15 protein-coding genes and 6 pseudogenes are annotated in these 20,721 nt (G+C 62.9%); 17 read left to right on the top strand and 4 right to left on the bottom strand.

Annotation, left to right across the window (positions count from 1 at the left end; all coding sequences use genetic code 11):
• Positions 1-207: 207 nt before the first annotated feature.
• Entirely contained in the window at positions 208-1,206 is a 999-nt protein-coding gene (locus NCS00_RS33025) for an NAD-dependent epimerase/dehydratase family protein (RefSeq protein WP_250442256.1), read from the bottom strand.
• 93 nt (positions 1,207-1,299) lie between these two features.
• Here NCS00_RS33025 and NCS00_RS33020 point away from each other — a divergent pair, with 93 nt between their 5' ends.
• Both NCS00_RS33020 and NCS00_RS33015 read left to right on the top strand, forming a co-directional pair.
• The gene (locus NCS00_RS33020; RefSeq protein WP_250442255.1) at positions 1,300-2,196 is read left to right on the top strand and encodes a LysR family transcriptional regulator; all 897 of its coding nucleotides are present in this window, start codon (positions 1,300-1,302) and stop codon (positions 2,194-2,196) included.
• Positions 2,197-2,591: 395 nt separating this feature from the next.
• Positions 2,592-3,551, top strand: a pseudogene (locus NCS00_RS33015) (MFS transporter); the annotation flags it as partial.
• Positions 3,552-3,866: 315 nt separating this feature from the next.
• Here the strand turns inward: NCS00_RS33015 and NCS00_RS33010 are convergent.
• Positions 3,867-4,151: pseudogene (locus tag NCS00_RS33010) on the bottom strand (TolC family protein); the annotation flags it as partial.
• Between the two features lie 365 nt (positions 4,152-4,516).
• On the opposite strand from NCS00_RS33010, the gene NCS00_RS33005 reads away from it, so the two are divergent.
• Both NCS00_RS33005 and NCS00_RS33000 read left to right on the top strand, forming a co-directional pair.
• Positions 4,517-5,626, top strand: a complete 1,110-nt coding sequence (locus tag NCS00_RS33005; protein WP_284508242.1) for a porin — start codon at positions 4,517-4,519, stop codon at positions 5,624-5,626.
• A 105-nt stretch (positions 5,627-5,731) separates the two neighbouring features.
• Positions 5,732-6,274, top strand: a pseudogene (locus tag NCS00_RS33000) (N-formylglutamate amidohydrolase); the annotation flags it as partial.
• Between the two features lie 219 nt (positions 6,275-6,493).
• Here the strand turns inward: NCS00_RS33000 and hpxZ are convergent.
• A pseudogene (gene hpxZ, locus NCS00_RS32995) lies at positions 6,494-6,845 on the bottom strand (oxalurate catabolism protein HpxZ).
• Positions 6,845-7,100, bottom strand: a pseudogene (locus tag NCS00_RS32990) (ISNCY family transposase); the annotation flags it as partial. The pseudogenes NCS00_RS32990 and hpxZ, both read right to left, overlap by 1 nt.
• A 244-nt stretch (positions 7,101-7,344) precedes the next feature.
• Between NCS00_RS32990 and NCS00_RS32985 the strand changes: the two are divergent.
• The 13 genes and pseudogenes from NCS00_RS32985 to NCS00_RS32925 form a co-directional block, all read left to right on the top strand.
• Positions 7,345-8,232 (top strand): annotated as a pseudogene (locus NCS00_RS32985) (2-oxoglutarate dehydrogenase E1 component); the annotation flags it as partial.
• A gap of 471 nt (positions 8,233-8,703) precedes the next feature.
• Positions 8,704-9,558, top strand: a complete 855-nt coding sequence (locus tag NCS00_RS32980) for a transporter substrate-binding domain-containing protein (protein WP_175982111.1) — start codon at positions 8,704-8,706, stop codon at positions 9,556-9,558.
• A gap of 7 nt (positions 9,559-9,565) precedes the next feature.
• Positions 9,566-10,228: an amino acid ABC transporter permease gene (locus NCS00_RS32975; RefSeq protein WP_250437917.1), complete on the top strand. Its 663-nt coding sequence runs from the start codon at positions 9,566-9,568 to the stop codon at positions 10,226-10,228.
• A gap of 9 nt (positions 10,229-10,237) precedes the next feature.
• Complete coding sequence (locus NCS00_RS32970; RefSeq protein WP_008345529.1) at positions 10,238-10,891, top strand: amino acid ABC transporter permease; 654 nt, start codon at positions 10,238-10,240, stop codon at positions 10,889-10,891.
• A complete protein-coding gene (locus tag NCS00_RS32965) occupies positions 10,888-11,697 on the top strand; it encodes an amino acid ABC transporter ATP-binding protein (protein WP_008345531.1) in 810 nt (269 codons plus the stop codon). The genes NCS00_RS32970 and NCS00_RS32965 overlap by 4 nt, the downstream gene beginning before the upstream one ends.
• Positions 11,694-12,929 carry a M20 family metallo-hydrolase gene (locus NCS00_RS32960; RefSeq protein ID WP_250442253.1) on the top strand — a complete coding sequence of 412 codons (1,236 nt, stop codon included), beginning with the start codon at positions 11,694-11,696 and terminating at the stop codon, positions 12,927-12,929. Before NCS00_RS32965 ends, NCS00_RS32960 begins: the two co-directional genes overlap by 4 nt.
• Positions 12,930-12,939: 10 nt before the next feature.
• A complete protein-coding gene (locus tag NCS00_RS32955) occupies positions 12,940-13,638 on the top strand; it encodes a DUF1989 domain-containing protein (protein ID WP_250442252.1) in 699 nt (232 codons plus the stop codon).
• Positions 13,639-13,779: 141 nt separating this feature from the next.
• Positions 13,780-14,331 carry a cupin domain-containing protein gene (locus tag NCS00_RS32950; RefSeq protein WP_008345534.1) on the top strand — a complete coding sequence of 184 codons (552 nt, stop codon included), beginning with the start codon at positions 13,780-13,782 and terminating at the stop codon, positions 14,329-14,331.
• A 16-nt stretch (positions 14,332-14,347) separates the two neighbouring features.
• Entirely contained in the window at positions 14,348-15,301 is a 954-nt protein-coding gene (speB, locus tag NCS00_RS32945; protein ID WP_250442251.1) for an agmatinase, read from the top strand.
• A gap of 434 nt (positions 15,302-15,735) precedes the next feature.
• Positions 15,736-16,410: an alpha/beta hydrolase family protein gene (locus NCS00_RS32940; RefSeq protein ID WP_250442250.1), complete on the top strand. Its 675-nt coding sequence runs from the start codon at positions 15,736-15,738 to the stop codon at positions 16,408-16,410.
• A 482-nt stretch (positions 16,411-16,892) separates the two neighbouring features.
• On the top strand, positions 16,893-18,182 hold the full coding sequence (locus tag NCS00_RS32935) for an LssY C-terminal domain-containing protein (protein ID WP_250442249.1): 1,290 nt from the start codon (positions 16,893-16,895) through the stop codon (positions 18,180-18,182).
• Positions 18,179-19,432 (top strand): LssY C-terminal domain-containing protein, encoded by a 1,254-nt coding sequence (locus NCS00_RS32930; RefSeq protein WP_250442248.1) that lies wholly within the window; start codon positions 18,179-18,181, stop codon positions 19,430-19,432. The genes NCS00_RS32935 and NCS00_RS32930 overlap by 4 nt, the downstream gene beginning before the upstream one ends.
• The gene (locus NCS00_RS32925) at positions 19,419-20,576 is read left to right on the top strand and encodes a lipase family protein (protein ID WP_008345539.1); all 1,158 of its coding nucleotides are present in this window, start codon (positions 19,419-19,421) and stop codon (positions 20,574-20,576) included. Before NCS00_RS32930 ends, NCS00_RS32925 begins: the two co-directional genes overlap by 14 nt.
• Positions 20,577-20,721: the final 145 nt, after the last annotated feature.

The raw sequence follows: 20,721 nt of genomic DNA, 5'->3' as shown, positions 1-20,721 counted from the left end.
ACAATCAACCGCCCGAAGAATCACCCTCGGTCAGGCACACGCGATTCGTGGGGCGGGCTCGAAGGTTTCGTCGTGCGACAGTTTCGAGCCGAGCGAACCCGTTCCTGAATACGCTACCAGTCGAGCATCGTCCGCATTGCGCGGAAGCCAGAATGCTTAGCCGGACGGCAGGCTCACGTACTGCGGGGATCTTAACGGCCGCTCGCTTTACGGAGCGAGGCTCGATAGCGAAGCTCGAACATCAGGCGCGAGACATCCGAGTCCGATGAGCGTCTTTTCGACGGCCACGTCCAGCGGCGTATGCGGCTCGTGCCCGAGCGTCTGCACGAGCCGCGCGTTATTCAGATGCACGGACGTCGTCCATAGATAGCGCATTTCCTGAAGCTCCCTGAATGTTACGTTGAACGGCGCGGCAAGCGCGAGCAGCCACCACGGAAAGCCGACGACAGCGGGCGCCCGCCCGGTGCGCCGCGCGACCACGCGACGGATCGCGTCGGCAAAGCCGGTGCCGTCCTCGTCCCAATGACCGCTCATGTGAAAGCGCGCGAACGCATCGAGCGAATGGCGGTGCGCAAGCAGTTCAACCATCGTGCGAGCGACATCGGGTAGATACGCCCATTGATGCCCGATGTCACGCGCACCCGGATTGCTGACCTTCGCCACCGGCTTTCCTGGCTTCACGAGTCCTTGCGCGAGCCAGTTATTGCCCGCTCTTGGCCCGAAGAAATCGCCCGCGCGCACGATCAGCACTCGCGCGCCTTCCTTGCTCGCGCGTTGCAGACGCGCTTCCATTTCCACGCGAATCGCGCCTTTGCGCGTGACGGGATGCTGTGGCGCGTCTTCGTCGATGAATGGAAACGCGTCCGGCCCGAAGTTGTAGACCGTGCCCGGCAACACGATGGTAGCGCCCTGCGCCTTCGCCGCCGCGATGGTGTTGTCGGTCATCGGCAGCACTAGTTCGGTCCAGCGCTTATAGCCTGGCGGATTTACCGCGTGCACGATCACGGATACGCCCTGTGCCGCGCGCATTACGTCGGCCGCGTTCATCGCGTCGCCGTGAATCCAGTCGATGCCGTCGCCCTTCGATGCCCCCGCGCCACGCCGCAGCCCGTGCACGCGCCAGCCCCCATCGCGCAATTGCCGCGCAACTTCCCCGCCGATGCCGCCCGTCGCCCCAAGTACCAGAACCGTTTCGCCTTGCGCCATGTCACGCCTCCCAGGTTGTCGATGACGCCATTCTCCGCCCTTCGCGGACACATTAAAATTGGCGAACCTCGTTGATCCGATATTCAAAAACGTATGGCAGACGACATCGGCTGGGAGCTTTACCGAACGTTCCTCGCAGTGCTGCGCGAGGGCTCGCTGTCGGGTGCAGCGCGCGCGCTCGGCATCACGCAGCCGACGGCTGGGCGGCACGTTGAAGCGCTCGAACGGGCGCTGAAGGTAAGTCTATTTACGCGCTCGCAGAACGGGCTTCAGCCGACCGACGTTGCGCTTGCATTACAGTCGCACGCCGAAGCGATGCAGAGTACGGCGGCATCGCTCAAGCGCGCGGCGAGCGGCCACACGGGCGACGACGGCGCGGGCGTGCAGGGCGTCGTGCGCGTATCCGCGAGCGAAGTGGTCGGGGTCGAAGTGCTGCCGCCGGTCATCGCCGCGCTGCGCGAGCGGCATCCGCGATTGATCGTCGAACTCGTGCTGTCGAACCGCGTGCAGGACTTGCTGAGGCGCGAAGTGGATATTGCCGTGCGCATGGTGCGCCCGCGCCAGACGCAACTCGTCGCGCGGCGAGTCGGCGTGATCGAGGTCGGGCTCCATGCGCGGCGCGATTATCTCGACCGTCACGGCACGCCGCGCAGCATGGCGGCGCTCGCAGAACACGCGGTCATCGGCTACGACCAGCCAAACGTGTTCATTCGCGATGTGAGCCGCACGTTGCCGGGTTTTCGTCACGCGTTGTTTTCGATGCGCGCCGATAGCGATCTCGCGCAACTCGCACTGATCCGCGCGGGTGCGGGAATCGGCGGATGTCATGTCGCGATTGCGCGCCGTGATGGTCTCGTACGCGTGCTGTCGAAAGCGTTCGCGCTCCGGCTCGAAACGTGGGTGACGATGCACGAAGATCTGCGCGCGAGCCCGCGCTGCCGCGCTACCTTCGATGCCCTTGCTGACGCGCTCGAACAGTACGCGCGATAACGCCGCGACTGGGCGACACGCGCATCCGCAAGCCTCACTGTGAGCGTCGGCGCGAGGCATCGACACGGCGCAGTCCGCACCCGTCTTCCGAAACACTTCCAGCGGAGCTTCGACGAGCGGCGCAACCAGTTCGCATGGGCACGACGGATTTGTTCGATCCCGTATCGATGATTCTCCGCGAGACGCGACAGCGCATGTTATAGCGCGTGCTACCAGCGGAGGAAGAGGCATTTGACCGTTCTGGGCGAGGTCAATCCAGAAACTTGACGCGGGCAGCGAGGTGAGAGCCGCGCGTTCCGATTGCCGAGCGAACCGAACAGCCATGTGCACGCCGATGAACTCAAGCGCGTCAACGAAGGGGTGTTGAATACGTACGGAATCTCGGCACCATGCGTGCTGCCGAGGCTGGTTTCTTTCCGGGGGTCCTACTGTACCTCTCGTACTGGATTCCGGCGTCGTACCGCGCTCGCATCGTTGCTATATTCATGGTGGCGATCCCGCTTGGTAACTTCGTCGGTTCACCACTGTCCGCACTGCTTCTGCAAATGGATGGAATCGCAGGGATGCGCGGATGGCACTGGCTTTTTATCCTTGAAGGCCTGCCGACTGTGCTTCTTGGTCTGATGTGCCTGTTCTTCTTGACTAACAAGCCGGAGCAAGCGAGATGGCTCAAGGAGGAAGAGCGCACGTGGCTCGCCAATGAACTTGCGACAGAGACGAAGGCGCCAAAAAAAGTCTTGGATATGCCGCTGACGAAGCTCTTCCGAAACCGCTACGTCCTTTGCCTTGCTCTTGTCGATACCTGTGCGTCGGCTGCGGGTAGCACCCTGAACGTGTGGCAGCCACAATTGCTCAAGTCGTACGGCCTGACCGTTATGCAGACAGGCCTCATTAACTCCGTACCCTACGCGTTGGCGTGCGTGTTGATGGTCTATTGGGGCCGACGCTCTGACCGAGTAAAGGAACGTCGCTGGCACACAGTCATTCCGATGCTTCTTATCGGTATGGGCCTATTCGCCACGTCGCTTAGCGGCGCCTTGCTCCCGACGATCTGCCTGCTCTGTGCCGTTTTGGTCGGTGCTTATGCGTTCAAAGGGCCTTTCTGGGCGCTCGCTGGCGACATGCTCTCCGGCAGCGCGGCGGCGGCGGGCCTCGCAACGATTAACGCCATCGCAAATCTGCTTGGTGGCGGCCTCATGGTGAACGTCTACGGCTGGGTTAAGGAGGCAACGGGCAGTTACTCCCTCGCGCTCATGCCGCTTGCCATCCTTACGCTCGTCAGTGTCGCAACGTTGCTGCTCTTGACGCGCAAAGGGCGATCCGGGCACATGGTCGGCAAGACGGAGGCAGCCTGAGCATGAAAATCTCGCGCGGCGCGGCGCTCTGGAGCTCGCCTGCGCTTCGAGGCGAATCTGGATTTACCTCGGTATGTTGCTTCTCGGATTGATCGCGATCGCCTTCATTCCCTCAATATCAACGGTCATTCTTTGAGGCGCCGTCGAAAGCCGAGGTTGCTTAGTCAGAGGCCGCTGGCGCGCATCAGGGCGTACGCGAATGCAGGCGTCGATCCGATGACCATGCCTCGATTCCACGTACAGCAGGAATTTGCTAATTCCTGTCTGTACGGAGGTTTGAAGGTCGGAGAAGCTAGTGCCAAAACGACAACGGTGTCATTGCGCTGCGGGCGCCGTGTCGCGCAGCGCGGTGCGATCCCAGCCGCCTCCGAGCGCCTTGAGCAGTCGAACGCTAGCATTCAGTCGGCGCGCTTCGATCGTCTCGCCGTTGCGCTGGTTCTCGAGCGCAATGGTCTGCGCGCTGGCGACATTGAGATAGTCAACCGAGCCGGCCTGATAGCGGTTCGTCGCGATCCTGAGTGAACGCTCGGCGGCGGCTGTCGCGCGTTGCTGGCTCTGCGCCTCCTGCGCTAGTGTGTTCAGCGTGTCGAGGGTGTCCTCGATCACCGGCCTTCCCTTGAGCACGAAAGGGTGGATGGAACGCTCTTATCTGCGTAGCTGTGTCGACCATCGAGGTCCGACGTGCGCGCTAAGGTCTTAGCGACGTTCGGGACTGAAAGCGAGCCGGCTTGGCGAAACAAGTAGCATCACCGATGGCGACCTCGACCGGCTGAAGTATGGCTGCTCGCGGCTGCCCGTTGGATCGCTAGCTGCGCGGGACGCAGCAAACGGATTTCGATTGAGATCATCTTCTAGTTCTTGACCGTTGCGGTTACTGGATCTGTGCCGAGTTCTCGCGATGGTGCTATGTTCGCGTGCATCGGTTCCGCGCATCCGAGCGGACCCCCAACGGAGTCGAACCGAACATGAAAGGTTGTGTACGGAAAGCGGTGGCCGGTTTCACCTTTGTCGCGTCGGGCGCCATGGCACAATCCAGCGTCACGATGTATGGACGCCTCGACGGGGGCATCGAATATCTGAATCACATCGCGAACGGTACCGGCGGCACATCCGCGCGATGGAGCGCCGAGGGCGGCGACTGGGGCACCAGCATGTGGGGCCTCAAAGGCAACGAAGATCTAGGCGGCGGCCTGACGTCGGTGTTCAATCTCGAAACTGCGATCCAGATCATGAACGGCACCACGGGGGGCGGACGTCTCTGGTCGCGCCGCGCCTATGTCGGACTGAGCTCGAAGACATTCGGGCAGTTGCAGGCGGGCCGCAATCTGTTCATTGACAGCGACGGCGTCTGGGAATTCGATCCCTTCGTGCAACAGGCGGTGTCATCGGCATCACTCGTGCGCGGACGCAACTGGCAGCAGACGAGCAACAACGTCGAATATCACAGCCCCGTGTTTCATGGGTTCGACGTGCAAGGACAGTACTCGCTGGGCGGTCAGGCGGGCGCGTTCAACTCCGGCGCGGCGGGCGAGTTCGGCCGCTCCGACGGCATCATGCTGACTTACCACTCGCCGCTTTTCGACGTGCGCGGCATCTATGACGAACTGCGCAGCCAGAATGGCCAGATGAACAACGTATTTCAGGCGTCGCGCGAACTCTTCGTGGGCGCGAACCTGAAGGTGGATCGATGGAAAGTGCAGGCCGCCTACACGCACTATTCCGCGCCCGACACGCCCGCGGGCCTCTCCAGCACCGCCGATCACTATTGGCTCGGCGCGACTTATCAGGCGACGCCCGCTTGGGCCGTCACGGCGGCGGGCTTCTATGTCCACGTGGGCGAGGGCGGCGGCGACGCATCGCATGACCCGGCGAGCCACGCGATGCTCTATGTGCTCGGCACGACCTATAACTTCACCAAGCGCACATTTCTGTACAGCACGGTCGCTTACGTGCGCAACAGCGCGAACGGTACGTTCTCCGTCTTCGCCACGCCGCGCGACGCCGATCCGGGCACGAGTCCGCTCGCGGGGCAATCCCAGACGGGCGCGTACATCGGCATGATGCATATTTTCTGACGCGCCGACGTTTCTTTTCGGCCGAAGTAGTCATGTGCCTTGCGCTTGGTGCATTACGCGAGCGTGACCGCGCAATCGAGGCGTGGCTGCGGGATGAGGTTTTGCCAGACGACGACCGGCCTGTGCCCCGATCTGACGTTTCGCGGCGAGCAGGTGAATCGCGAAGGCTGCGCTCCCGATGCCGCCGAAAAGCAGCGTCGCGTGACAGCGTACTGGCAGCCGTATCACGATGCGATCGCCGCCGAGCTTGTGCGTCTGCGCGACATGCACGGGAACGTGCTGCTGTGGGAAGGGCACTCGATCGCGAGCGTGCTGCCGCGTCTTTTCGACGGCAAGCTGCCAGACCTGAACATCGGCACGCAGGATGGGAGGACGGCGGCGGAGTCGGTGACGAGGGCGGTGACAGATGCGGCCGCGCAAAGCGATTACACGTGGGTCGCGAACGGGCGCTTCAAGGGCGGCTTCATCACGCGCCATTACGGCGCGCCGCAGGACGGGATTCACGCGGTCCAACTGGAAATGTGTCAGTCCGCGTATATGGATGAAGCGCCGCCGTTCGTGTATCTGCCGGGGAAAGCCGACGCTATCCAGCCGACGCTGCGCGCGATGGTCGGCGGCGCGCTCGATGCGGTCGTGGCGTTGGATTGACGTCGGCGAGCCGGTCATCGGCCACAGCATCGACGTGACTTGCCGGACGTCGACCCTCTTTCCGATCGTCGCTGGACTTTGCGCAGCAAGTGACGTGCTTCCGATGCAGATCGAATATTCATCGGGTTGCGTCGCGCGAACGGAATTGACCTCGCAATGACGCATTTCACGGTGATGCGCAACGGCCGCTGCTGGTCAGGCAGTCGGCCAGGCGCGCCGCTACGCGCCCATCGAGCTTACATGCGCGCTGACGACGCGCCATCCCTCGGGCATCTTCACGCACGTTTGAGTCTGCCGGCCGATGCGCGGATCGCCATCGCGCCGGAACTCGATGTTCGCGACGCGAAGGCATCGCCGCATGTGGTCACGACGCGCGCGGTCACCGTGCGCGCCAGTGTCTTGCCCGGTCGTGCAGCCCGGAACGCGCGGATCGCCTTGTAACCGTAGAGGTTTTCCGTGGCGCCGTAGCGCAGCGTATGCGGCGTATCGAAAAACAGCGTTCGAGCATCGCGACGTCGTTCGTGACGAGTGCGGTCTCGTACGCGTCGAAGGCCGCTTCGACCTCGGCCAGCTCGGCCCGAAGTCCTCGTAGCGTTCGCGGATCGACGCCAGCGCGCGCTGTGCCACGCCGTTGGGCAATTGATGGTTGCTCGGGCGTCCGCGTTTGCCTGACACCAGACCGGCCACGCCGGCCGCGTGGTAACGCCACACCAGGCGTTCGACTTGCCGTACGCTCGGGTTTGAGTCGCGCGTCGGCGACCGCCTGAATCGCCTTGAGTCGATCCAGTTCACGCATCGACATCGTGATGGTCCCAATCGTGTTCATCGCCCGCGCTCCTGAAACGCTTGTGTGGCGACGAACCTACGCCAAAACGCGACATCTCTACTTAGCAGAAACACGACATTTGAACTTGGGACCTACACTTAAAACTCTGATAATGTTGATTATGTAAAGCCAAGGATGGAAATTAGCCGCGCTTCCTGTTTGAAATTGTTGCTCACCGGGAAGCTCTATGGCGATTTGGGCGCGCGCTTCGGCCGCGTCTTCGTGCTTGACGTGCACTCACCACCGTCATGTGCCGCTCAGTGGCATCGCCGCAAGGCAGGGACGGTTCGACATCGTGAACTCGCCGCTGACCGAAGAGGCCGTGCTTGGATTCGAGTATGGCTACAGTGTTCAAACGAAGACCACGATGACTGTCTGGGAAGCGCAGTACGGTGACTTCGTCAACGGCGCGCAGGTTTTCATCGATCAGTACATCGCGGCCGGCGAGTTCAAGTGGGGTTATGAGTCGGCGCTCGCCGTATTGCTGCCGCATGGCCATGAGGGCGTCGGTCCGGAGCATTCGAGCGGCTATCTCGGCCGCTTCCTGCAGCTTTGCGCGGACGAAAACATGCGGATTGTCGTACCTTCGACCTCGGCGCAATGGTTCCATCTGCTTCGCCAGCAGGCGACGACCAAACGTCGGACGCCGCTCATCGTCATGTCTCCGAAGTCGAAGCTTTACGGCAACGTCGCGTCGCACTCGACGCTGCGCGAGATGATCGATGGCGCATTTCAATGCGTACTGGGCGACGAACGCATCGCAGATGCAAGTGCGGTTGAACGCGTCGTCCTATGCAGCGGAAAGTTCTACTACGAATTGCGCGATGCTCGCGACGGGTCCGGCGACGAATCGACGGCGATCATCCGCATCGAGCAGCTCTATCCGTTCCCGCATGACCCACTCCGGCGCGTGCTCGCCCGGTTCACCAGCTTGCGCAGCATCGTTTGGGCGCAGGAGGAAGACCGCAATCAGGGCGCATGGCGATTCGTTCGCGACGAACTGGAGACCGTGCTTCCCGCCGATTGCGCCTTACGCGATGTCTGCCGCACCGCGACACCAGCCGGCGCGCATTCTTCCGTCGCGGCGCATCGTCGGGAACAAGCACGGCTGGTCGCGACCGCCCTGGCGGCGGCCGAGCTTTCGGCCGAGTGCCAATTTTGCAGCAGGACGATGGGCGTCGATCGCGCGGAACGTACGATCGTACGCCGGGTACCCGAGTTCGCAATCTCCAGACTGACGAAACGTTGCGAGCTTGCTAGTCGAACCCTTGCGCGCGACGCATCGAGGATCCATCTCCATGTCCCCGCTGCTGGTTAAGCCGCGGCCGCCGGACGCCCTGTCGCTCGTGTGACGTCTTGCGTCGCTATTGCGGACCCCACTGACTCTCGCAATCACTCCCTTCATACTTCAAACCGGTGCATCGCCGTGCGCGGCGGTGCATTCGCCCGCTTCGACACCCCCCTTTCAGTGCATGTCGGAAGACGAAGCCCCGCAGGTCCGGGCGCTTCGCGTTGGCACACTTCATGCCTAATGAATTCCATTCAAGTTGCTTGAATGAAATTCCGATTGCCTTCAACATAGCCCATACGCAAGGGGAGTGTCATGAACAAACGTCTTCGCCATTTGCTGGCCGCACTGACGGGCGCGCTCGCGCTCAACGCCGCCGCGCCGTCGCTTGCGCACGCGGAAGATCTGCTCGCCCGCATCAAATCGAACAAGGAAATCACGATCGCGACGGAAGCGCGTTACGCGCCCTTCGAATACGTCGATAACGGCAAGATCGTCGGCTATGACGCCGATCTGATGGCCTACGTCCTCAAGTCTCTGCCCGATGTGAAGGTCAAGCAGCTCGACCTGCCCTTCCAGGGTCTGCTGCCCGGTCTCGATGCAAAGCGCTTCGACCTCGTCGTGACGGCCGTGACCGTCAACAAGGACCGCGCCGATCATTTCGCCTTCACTGTTCCCGTCGCCGACGCGACCACCGGCGTACTCACCCGGTCCGCCGATACCTCCATCAAAGCGCCGAACGATCTGAACGGCAAGGTGGTCGGCTCGCAGACCGGCTCTGCACAATTGCAGGCGCTGATGGCGCTCGACAAGAAGCTGAAGGAAGCAGGCGGTCCCGGCATCAAGCAGATCAAGCAATACGTCGCGTTCGACGAAGCCTATGCCGACCTCGCCGTCGGCCGGCTCGATGCCGTCGCGCAGTCCGTCGCCAATCTCGGGCCATTGCTGAAGTCGCGTCCGGGCGTTTTCGCGGTGTTGCCGCAGACCATCGGTCCGAAGAGCTACTTCGCCTGGGTCGCACGCAAGGACGCCGACAGCGCTGCCCTCCTCAAGCTCTTCAGCGATGGCATCGCGAGAGCGAACAGCGACGGCACCATGAAGAAGCTTCAGGAGAAATGGTTCGGCTCGACGATGGACGTTCCGGCCACGCTTCCCGCACCGTCTATCTGACATCGCGATGAACGGTCCCGATCTGCTTACGCGCTGCATCGGCTACTTGCCGCAACTGCTCGACGGCGCGCTGACGACACTCGTGCTGTCGGCGGTTGCCGTCGGCTGCGGCTTCTTCGTCGGCGTGTTCGTCTACACGATGTCGGTCAGCGACAGCCGGCTAATGCGCGGCACGGCGCGCGTGTACGTGAGCCTGCTGCGCGGCACGCCCGTACTCGCGCAACTGTTGGTGTTCTACTACGTGCCGTCCGCGCTCGGGCTCGAGTTACCGGGGCTCGCTGCCGCCGCGATCGGGCTGTCGCTCAACACGGGCGCGTATCAGTCGCAGATTCTGGGCGCGGGTTTTCGCTCCATCGCGCCGGGGCAAATCGAGGCGGCATCGACCTTCAATCTCACGCGGCGTCAGACCTTGTGGCATATCGAAGTGCCGCAAGTCGTGCGCGCGACACTGCCCGCGCTCGTCTCCGAAATGATCGATATCGTCAAGGCGTCGGCGGTGGTGTCGGTGATATCCGTAACGGATCTGATGCGCGTAGGACAGCAGCTTTCGTCATCGACGTATCGGCCGCTCGAAGTGTACGCGCTGGCGGCGATGTTCTATCTGGCAATCACGTCGCTGCTCGCGGGCGCGGGTCATGTGTACGCGCTGCGTGTGGCACGGCGTCCGTGAGGCATCGGCATGAACAACTTCATCGCACTCGTTCCGCGCTTCATCGAAGCGATGGGCATCACGCTCGAAGTGAGCGTGCTGGCGGCCTTCATCGGCATCGTCGCGGGCTTCGCGATCAATGCGATGCGGCTCGCGTTCGGCCGTCCGTTCGCGCTCGTCTATGGCGCGTTCGTGTGGCTGGTGCGCGGCACGCCTTATCTGTCGCAGCTCGTGATCGTGTACTTCGGGCTGCCGGTTTTAGGCGTGACGTTGTCGGCGGTGCAGGCCACGATCCTTTCGCTCGCGTTCTATTCGAGCGCTTATTTCGCGGAGCTTTTTCGCGCGGCATGGGCGAGCGTTCCGCGCGGTCAGCTCGAAGCCGCCGCCGCTTTCGGCGTGAGCCGGCGAGACGCGTTCCGCTCCATCGAACTGCCGCAGGCGCTCGCGTTCGCGGCGCCGCTGATCGCGAACCAGACGATTCTCGTCATCAAGGAGAGTGCGGTCGCGTCGATCATCACGGTGCCCGAATTGACGATGACGGCCAGCGATATCGTCGCATCGAGCTACACGTATATCGGTCCGTATGCGCTGCTGATCGCATGTTACTGGCTGCTGACGCAAGCCGTGTCGCTGATCGCGCAGGCCGCGACTTCCCGCATTCCGTTTCTGAAGAAGACATCATGAGCGACCTTCCGATACTCAAGCTGCGCGCCGTCGGCAAGTCCTACGGCGAGAACCGCGTGCTCAAGGGCATCGACCTGGATGTGATGCGCGGCGAGATCGTCACGCTGATCGGGCCGTCCGGTTCGGGCAAGACCACCGCGCTGCGCTGCATGAATTTTCTCGAAGCCTATGACGAAGGCGAAGTGTGGATCAAAGGCCAGTTGCTGGGCTATCGATCGACAGGACGCACGGCGAAAGATCGTGACAGCGAAGCCAGCATCGCTGACGTGCGCCGTCCTATTTCGATGGTCTTCCAGCAATTCAATCTCTGGCCGCACATGAACGCGCTGGACAACGTCGCGACGCCGCTCGTGCTCGCCAAGAAGATGAGCAGGCGCGACGCGCGCACGAAAGCGTTGGCCGCGCTCACGCGTGTCGGTCTCGAGCACAAGGCGGACGCGTATCCCGCGCGGCTGAGCGGCGGGCAGCAGCAGCGCGTGGGCATCGCGCGGGCGCTGGCCATCGAACCGGAAGTGATTCTGCTCGACGAACCCACATCCGCGCTCGATCCCGAACTCGTCGAGGAAGTACTCAACGTGATCCGTTCGCTCGCGCAGGAAGGCATGACGATGGTGATGGTCACGCACGAGATGAGCTTCGCCGCGAAGATCTCCGACAAGGTCGTGTTCATGGAAGCCGGGAAAATCGTCGAAGCCGGACCGCCCGCGCAACTGTTCGGCAATACGCGCACACCGCGCTTGCAGCAGTTTCTCAAACCGTGGCTGGAACGCAGCCTCGATTTCGTGAGCGAAGGAGTGACATCGTGAGCGCAAGACAAGTGGCGGATGCCGTGAACGCGGCGCGCCTGCTCGAATCGATCGAAGCCCTCGCTGCATTCGGCGCGCGCGATGACGGCGGCGTGGACCGCCCCGCGCTCGGCGAACGCGATATCGAAGCGCGGCGCTTTCTGATCGACCGCGCGCGTGCGCTCGGCTGCAGCGTGCATGTGGATGCGTGCGCGAATCTGTTTTTCCGCCGCGAGGGCGACGCAGCACTTGCGCCGGTGATGACCGGCAGCCACATCGACACGCAACCTGCCGGCGGCAAGCTCGACGGATGTTACGGCGTGCTTGCGGGCTTCGAAGTGCTCGCCGCGTTGAACGATGCGAACGTGCCCACGCGCCGCCCGCTCGAAGTCGCGATCTGGACCAACGAGGAAGGCACGCGCTTCTCGCCGGGCGCGATGGGATCGAGCGCCTTCGTGGAGCCGTCGCGGATGGCGCGTTATGCGCACGTGCAGGACGCCGAAGGCACAACCCTGAGCGCGGCGCTGCAACGCCACGTCAGCGCGTTCCCCGAACTGCCGCCGCGCGCGCAGCAAGACGCCGCGCATGCCTTCGTCGAACTGCATATCGAACAAGGTCCGCAACTCGAAAAGGCCGAGGTGCCGCTCGCTGTCGTCAGCGGCATTCAGGGCGTGCGCTGGTACGCGTTCCATGTGCAGGGCATCGCCGCCCACGCGGGCACCACGCCGATGCCACTGCGCCGCGACGCGATGACGCTCGCCATCGCGCTGCATCGGGAACTCGATGTCATCGCCCATGAACTCGGCCGCGCCGATACGCGCGTCACGTTCGGCCGCTGGAACATCGCGCCGAATTCGATCAACACGATTCCGTCGGCGGTGAGTTTCACCGTCGACTTCCGCCATCCGGACGCGCGCGTGCTCGGCGCGTTCGATGAACACGCGCAGGCCATCGCGCAATCTCATGGCGCGCGCATCGAAGCGCTATTCGCCCATGCGCCCGTCGCGTTCAATCCGTCCGTGTTGTCGCGCATCGACGAAGCCTGCCGCGCGCTCGATACCCGCGCGCTGCATCTGACCTCGGGCGCATTCCACGACGCCATGTATCTCGCGAAACATTGCCCGAGCGGAATGATCTTTGTGCCCAGCATAGACGGCATCAGCCACAACCCCGCCGAAGCGACGGACGCCGGACCTCTCGTGCTCGGCGCACGCGCGCTCGCTCATTGCCTCACCACACTCTGCAACGACTGAAGGAGCCCACATGAACGCATCCGCAACGACTTTTGCAAGCACCGAAGACAACGGCCAGGAAACCGGCGTCAACGCCACGCTCAACGAACCCATCTCGCCGGACGGCACGCCTGAAATCGGCATGACGTATACGGTGCCCGCGCGCTGCGGCCGCGCGGTGCGCGTGAAGGCCGGGCAGACCATCCGCATCGCCAATCCGCACGGCACGCAAGTGTGCGATACGTGGATCTTCAACGCGCAGCATCTGAACGAGTTTCTGTCGTTCGAACATACGCGCGCGTTCATCGACAAGATCATTCCGCAGCCGGGCGATCCGCTCGTGACCAACCAGCGCCGCCCGATTGCCGAACTCGTCACGGATACGTCGCCGGGCGTGCACGATACGCTCATCGCCGCGTGCGATCTGTACCGCTATCGCAATCTCGGCGTCGAGCACTATCACGACAACTGCGCGGACAACCTGCGGCTTGCGCTGAAGGCTATTGGCTTGCGCACGAAGGAAGTGCCCCAGCCGTTCAATCTTTGGATGAACATTCCCGTCAAGCCGGATTATTCGATTGACTGGCTGCCGCCCGTGTCGAAGTCCGGCGATTACGTGGATATCAGGGCCGCGATGGACTGCGTCGTGGTCATGTCGGCGTGCCCGCAGGATATCATTCCGATCAACGCGCTCAACCCGCTCGAAGTCGAGTTCACGGTGCTCGCATAAGCGCGCCCTTCTTCTTTTCGATGGTGTTCATTCGTGGCCAGCAAACGACCTTCCTCAACTGCAGCGCGTACTTCACCTAAAGCCAACGCCGCGCCGGCGTCCGCCGCCGATGGCCTCGGCACGCGTCTGCGTCATGCGCGCATGGTGCGACAGATGACGCTCAAGGTGCTCGCGGGAGCGGCGGGTTGCTCGGAAAGTCTTCTGTCGAAGGTCGAAGGCGGCCACGCGACGCCTTCGCTCGCCATGCTGCACAAGCTCGCCATTGCGCTCGACACCAACATCGCGGCACTGCTGTCCGCGCCGACCCTCACGGCTTCGCCCGTTCAGCGTGCGAGCGAGCGGCCCTCGGTGCGCTTTCCGGGCGCGCGGGCCGCTCCGGCGGCCGGCAAACGCAGACGTGCCGAGGGCTCCATCATGCTCGAACGCCTTGTCGTGCCGAGTCCGGGCCAGTTGCTTCAGGGCGACATCCACGTACTGGAGCCGCTTGCCCGCAGCGACGAGCAGATTCATCACGTCGGCGAAGAGTTGGGTTATGTGCTCGAAGGCGAACTGGAACTCACGCTCGGCGATCAGAGCTATTCGCTCAAGGCGGGCGATTCGTTCTATTTTCCGAGCACCGAGCCGCACAGCTATCGCAATCCGGGCGATGCGGTCACGCGCATACTCTGGGTCAACACGCCGCCCACGTTCTGATCAGCGGGAACTCATCATGGCCAGCACCGATGTTTCGCAGATGCAGTTGCCGCGCTTCGCCGGCATTCCCACTTTCATGCGCGTGCCGTTCGAGCGCGACCTCGCGGCGCTCGATATCGCGCTGGCGGGCGTGCCCTTCGATGGCGGTGTCACCGCGCGTCCTGGCGCACGCTTCGGGCCGCGCGAGATCCGCAACATGTCCACGATGATGCGCGCGATTCATCACGTCACGCGATTCAATCCGTTCGAAGCGTGCCGCGTGGCCGATATCGGCGATGTGCCCTTCGAGCATCTCTACGATCTAGAAGCCGCGCACGCCGATATCCGCCGCTTTTTCGAGCCGGTATTCCGCGCGGGGAAGATAGCGCTGATCGCGGGCGGCGATCACTCGATCACCTATCCGGTCTTTCAGGCGATCGCGCCGCAGCAGCCGCTCGCGCTCGTGCATATCGACGCGCACACGGACACGTGGGACGCGTTCAAGGGCTCGAAATTCACGCACGGCGCGCCGTTCCGACGCGCGGTCGAAGCGGGTCTTCTCGATCCCACGCGCACGATTCAGATCGGCATACGCGGCGCGCAGAATACCGACGAAGGCTGGCGTTATTCGTTGGATCACGGCATGCGCGTGGTGTTCATCGAAGAGTTCGAGGAACGCGGCCCGGCGGCGATCGTCGAAGAAGCGCGGCGCGTGGTCGGCGATGCGCCCGTGTATCTTTCGCTCGATGTCGATGGGCTCGATCCGGTGTTCACACCTGGCACCGGCACGCCGGAAATCGGCGGATTGACGACGCGCGAAACGCTTGCGTTGCTGCGCGGACTCGACGGGTTGAACTGGGTCGGCGGCGATGTGGTTGAAGTGTCGCCGCCGTATGATCCGAGCGGCAACACCGCGCTCGTCGCCGCAACGATGATGTACGAGATGCTGTGTCTGTTCGCGGCACATCAGGCGGGATCGAGCCGACGCTAGCGCAGCGTCGAACGCGCTGCCGCTCGATGGTCCCGGCGTTAGCGAGCGACGTACCCGCGTCGCGGCCATACGCAGCCAACCATGCGTCGACTAAGAGCTTCTTGCTGCCGGACCTGCTCTTTCAGGGAGCCCGATAAATGAACCGCTCTCCGAGAACTTCCTTTGACGCTGCTTGCAGTGTCGTAACAGCTCGCTAACAATGATGCAGGCGTGCTATTACGCGAACGTCTCGAAGCGCAGATCACATTGCTGTCGGGCTTTCGGTCGTCAACCGACACATCGCGACTGCGGCGCCCTTCGCAATGGGCGCGCTCCATGGATCGGCCGGCAAAGTCCGCCCGAGCAATGCCTTGCCGGAAGCTGCCACAAGCGTCTCCCGATGCCTCATTGATGCAGAATCGGCGCAAAGACCACACCGACACGACCTGAATACCATGGACGACGCAGAATCGCTTTCGCTCGCACTACCCGACGGCTCTAAGGTCTCTGCGCTCCTTCAAGTGCCAGAGCACGCGCGAGCGCTATATGTCTTCGCGCACGGCGCTGGGGCGGGCATGCAGCACGCCGGCATGTCGTCTTTCGCCGACGCGCTTGCCGCGGCGAACGTCGCCACATTGCGCTACCAGTTTCCGTACATGGAGCGGGGCTCCAGGCGGGTGGACTCGCCGGCCGTGGCACATGCTGCCGTGCAGGCAGCCGTCGCAGAGGCCCGCCGGCGGCTGCCAGCCCTGCCGCTCTTCGCGGGCGGCAGGTCGTTCGGCGGCCGCATGACGTCCCAGGCCCAAGCCATCTCCGCGCTCGATGGCGTGCGTGGCCTCGCTTTCGTCGCGTTCCCGCTGCACCCGGCTGGGGCGCCCGGCGTCGAGCGGGCGCGGCACTTGGCGGACGTCACGGTGCCGATTCTCTTCCTGCAGGGCACGCGCGACAAGCTGGCCGAGCTTCACCTGCTGAGGTCGGTCGTCGAGACGCTGGGGCCGCGCGCCACGCTGCATGTGGTGGACGACGCAGATCATTCGTTTCACGTGCGCGCATCCTCCGGCCGGACCGACGCGGAGGTCGTGCGCGAACTAGCGCGGACGATGTCGGAGTGGTTCTTCGCCGAAGGGTAGTTCGTGCGCGTTACCTGAGCAAGCGCAGGAATGCTTGTAGCAGAGTCGGGACGGGAAGCCGGCGAACTCGCCGTCCTGCACTCGCCCTCTCAACGCTTTGCTATCCGCAGACGGTCTGTCGCATAGCCACGACAACCGACGCCTGTCGCGTCGGCGGCGTTTTGCCAGTGCTTAGTGAGTGAATTTGTCAGATCGATCTTTTTCCGGTGCTTCCGCCCCCGGAAATCGCCGCGGGCCATCTGCTTTGATTTGGCCGGCGCCGATCCGTGCAAGCCGCTTAGGGACGCGGCCGGAAAGCAATCAAGACTTTGCGATCATCAACTCCGTGCTGCACGGATGCGATCCACGGTCGCTACCCCATCGGCGCCCCAACCTCTACTAAACTGGGTAGCGTACTCCTGCAAGCTCAGTGAGGGCGGCGCGCAGTTAGCTAGCCGATCCGCGCGACCGAACGCCACGGTGTCAACCCCGGAGTTGACTTGATGAACAGCGTCGTTACCAGGATGCTGATTGCGATTTCCGTCGGCTATCTAGTGGTCGGTTGCGCTGCGGTTCCGCCAGAAGCCGCAATACCGGCTTACCAAAACCGGGCCGTGACACGCGACGAGGCCGGCATCGAGGTTTCAACAGCCGTGCTGTCCTCAGAGGAAAGCGCGGCGGTGTACGGTGTCCCGCTTGCCGAAAGAAGAATTCAGCCCGTCTGGATCGAGGTCCGCAATCGCGAGGGCCACAACTACTTTCTCCTGTCACCCGGCCTGGATCCAAACTTCTTTCCCGCATCGGAGGCGGCAGAGGCTTTCAGCAGCGATGCTTCGCCCGACCAGCGTTCCGAGCTCGCGCGCCGCTTCCGTAGTCTCGCTTTTCATAACCCCGTGCGTCCCGGAGAGACGGTCGCGGGGTTTGTGCTGACGAATTTCAACGCGGGCGCGAAGCTGGTGCAACTGGATCTCGTCGCGAGCGGGCACGCTCGGACGTTCTCCGTTTTCGTATCCGTACCTGGGTTTGAAGCCGACTACAAGCGTAGTCAGGTCTTCAGACGGGCGACCGATCCGCAGGAGCCCACTGTAAATTACACGGACGACGCGAGCTTTCGAGAAGCGCTCGAAGCACTGCCCTGTTGCGCAACTGACGAGGACGGCTCAAAGAAGGGCGACCCGCTCAACCTGGTGATCGTCGGCAGCCTCGACGACGCCTTTCCCGCACTGGTGCGGCGGGGCTGGAGCCTCACGGAACGAAAGTGGTCGGGGGCAATCGAGCGGATGATCAGCGCCGCGTTGTCGGGCCAAGCGTACGTCAACGCGCCGGTGAGCGACCTTCATCTGTTCGGACGCGCCCAAGACCTCGCGCTTCAAAAGGCGCGGGGCGACATTCACCAGCGCAACCATATGCGGCTCTGGCTCAGCACGATGCGCTATCACGACAAGCCTGTGTGGGTTGGACAGATCAGCCGCGATATCGGGATTCGCCTGACGTGGCACTCGTCAACGTTCACGACACACAAGATCGACCCGGAGGTGGATGAGGCACGCACTGCGCTGACCGAAGACATGGCGTATTCCCAGAACCTGTTCAAGATGGGACTAGTGACGGGAGTGGGTGCCGTGTTGGAAGCTGCGCCGCGAAGGAATTTGACGACCGACCCGTATTACACCGACGGCTTCCGCGTCGTGCTGGTGTTCGATCGCACGCCGAGGCCGTTATCGCAGATCGAAATCTTCCCGTGGATCACTCCGTACAAGGTACTGCGGGTGACGCCAGGAGCGAGGCCATGACCATCCAGCAGACCTTGCGCAGGCGACGGTCTAATGCAGGACTCGCGCTATGCCTGGCGCTCGCGCTGGCCGGCTGCTCGACATGGCAAGTTCCGCCCGAGGCGGACGCTGAGCCGTTGCGTCAGCGCGAGGTCAGCGCCTCCAGTCGCGGCGTACGCGTGAGCGCAACGGTGCTTAGCGAAGAAGACAGCAAGCGGATGTATGGTGCCGACGTCAACAGAACGGGAGTGCAGCCGCTTTGGCTCGAAGTGCAGAATGGGACGTCGCAGGCGCTGTGGCTTTTACGCTCGGGCACGGACCCGGACTACTTTTCACCTCATGAAGTCGCATGGTCAATGCATACGCTGTTTGGCGGCGCAAGCAACAAGCGCATGGACGACTATTTCCGTGATCTCAGGTTCAACAACCCCATCCCGTCGGGGGAGACACGATCGGGCATTTTGTTCACCAACCCCGATCAAGGCATCAAGCTCGTCAATGTCGATCTGCTGGGAAACCAGACGCTGATGCCCTTCTCGATCTTTCTGCGTGTGCCAGGCGGCACGATGGATCCACGGCTGTCGCAGATCCCTCTGCCACCCTCTGCCACTGGAATCACGGACTACCAGGACCTGGCGTCGCTGCGCGCGGCGCTCGAGCGCCTACCATGCTGTGCCACCGACCCGAGCGGGACTATTCAGGCCGATCCGCTAAATGCCATTGGCATTGGCCAGCTCACCGACATCGGCGCAGCGCTGGTGCGGCGCGACTATCGGCGCGATGCGCGGGAGTTTGACCTCGCGCAGCGCGTCTTCGGTCGGGAACCGGACTTTGTGATGCGCAAGCAGGCGCAGGCCGGGGCGCCCGCAAACTGGATCCGGGGATGGCTCGCTCCTATCCGCTTTCAGGGACAACTGGTCTACGTCGCGCAGGTCGGCCGCCCTGTCGGCGGGCGCTTTGCACCCCGCGATAAAAAACGCCTCACTCTCCACGAGAACGTCGACGAGGCACGCAACTTTCTGATGCAGGACCTGATGTATTCGAGCGGCCTCGAAAAGCTCGGATTTGTGAACGGTGTTGGCCCCGCACCGCCGACTCGTCCTCGTATAACCCTTGACGGTGCGACTTACTATACGGACGGATTGCGCGCGGTCGTGTTCTTCGCCACCCGGCCGCGGAGTCTGTCGGATGTCGATTTTCTTGAGTGGGTCCCCTATCTGGAAGAGCCAGATACTCGTCAAACTGGAGCAACCGGCAATGCGAGTCAGTGACTCGAGATCGAGATGGGCGCTCATTCAATTCAAGCGTCAGGTTGCCGCTGCCTTCGATGCGTGCCGCCAGATCAGCGCTTGGTTAGCGACGATCACGTCGTGCGTTCTCTTCGGCGCATGCGCGGCGAAGCCGCTTATCCCGTACTCGGCCGATACACCCCCGATGGTTCTCATGCCCGCGTCTCAGGCTGGCGTCATGGATAAGCGAGGGCGCTTTCGGGAAATTTATTGCGCGGTCCTCGAAGCACGCGGTGCAGCGCTACCCGACTACCGCCCGTGCGAGCAAGCGCTGACGCGGGTCGGCGCAGAGTCCCCTGGCACCGGCGAGCCCGTCGAACTTGGCCAGTCCAGGCGGCACCTGATTGGGGCGGTGGTGCATGGCGTCGGCTACGATTGCTTCGATCCCTGGCTGGATACGCCGGATACCGTCGTGACGCATCTTCGCGAGTATGGCTTCGATGCAGCGCTCATCAACGTCGACGCGCTGTCGAGTTCCACTAACAATGCACGGCAAATTCGCGACGCGATCATGGCTATGCCGGCATCGGAGGACGCGCCGCGGCTCGTGTTGATTGGTTATTCGAAGGGGGCGCCCGACATTTTGGAAGCACTGGTCGCCTATCCTGAGATACGAAGCCGCGTGGCGGCGGTGGTGAGTGCCGCCGGTGCAATCGGCGGCTCCCCGCTCGCCAACGACGCCGACCAATATCAGGCCGACTTGTTGCGATATGTTCCGGGCGCAACCTGCACATCGGGCGATGGTGGTGCCGTAGAGAGTTTGAGACCTGCGACTCGCAAAGCGTGGCTCGCGCAGCATCCGCTTCCGGCTGATCTGCATTACTACTCGGTCGTGACGTTCCCGCAGCCCGAGCGAATCTCCTCGATCCTGAAGTCGAGCTATGACAAGCTCGCGCGCGTCGACTCGCGGAACGACAGTCAGGTCATCTTTTACGATCAGGTTGTCCCCGGCAGCACGCTTCTCGCCTACGTCAATGCGGATCACTGGGCGCTCGCGGTGCCTGTTGCGCGGACCCACCCTACGATCGGGGCGCTCTTCGTTACACAGAATGCGTATCCTCGCGAGGCGCTGGCAGAGGCGATTCTGCGCTTCCTGGAGGAGGATCTTGGCGTGCCGATCCGCTGATTAGCTGGCAGTCGTCTGTCAACGAACGCGTTCGGGGCCGTTTCAACCGGTTGATGCAACCCAATGTACACCGGTCCGGCGTCGGTCCGGTCTCGACCTGAACCGGCCGCTGGAGCGGTCACACTGCGACTTGGTCGAACGGCAG

Source organism: Caballeronia sp. AZ1_KS37 (genome assembly GCF_023631165.1).
Classification (GTDB): Bacteria; Pseudomonadota; Gammaproteobacteria; order Burkholderiales; family Burkholderiaceae; genus Caballeronia; species Caballeronia zhejiangensis.
This window is presented reverse-complemented; position numbering and strand designations above follow the sequence as displayed.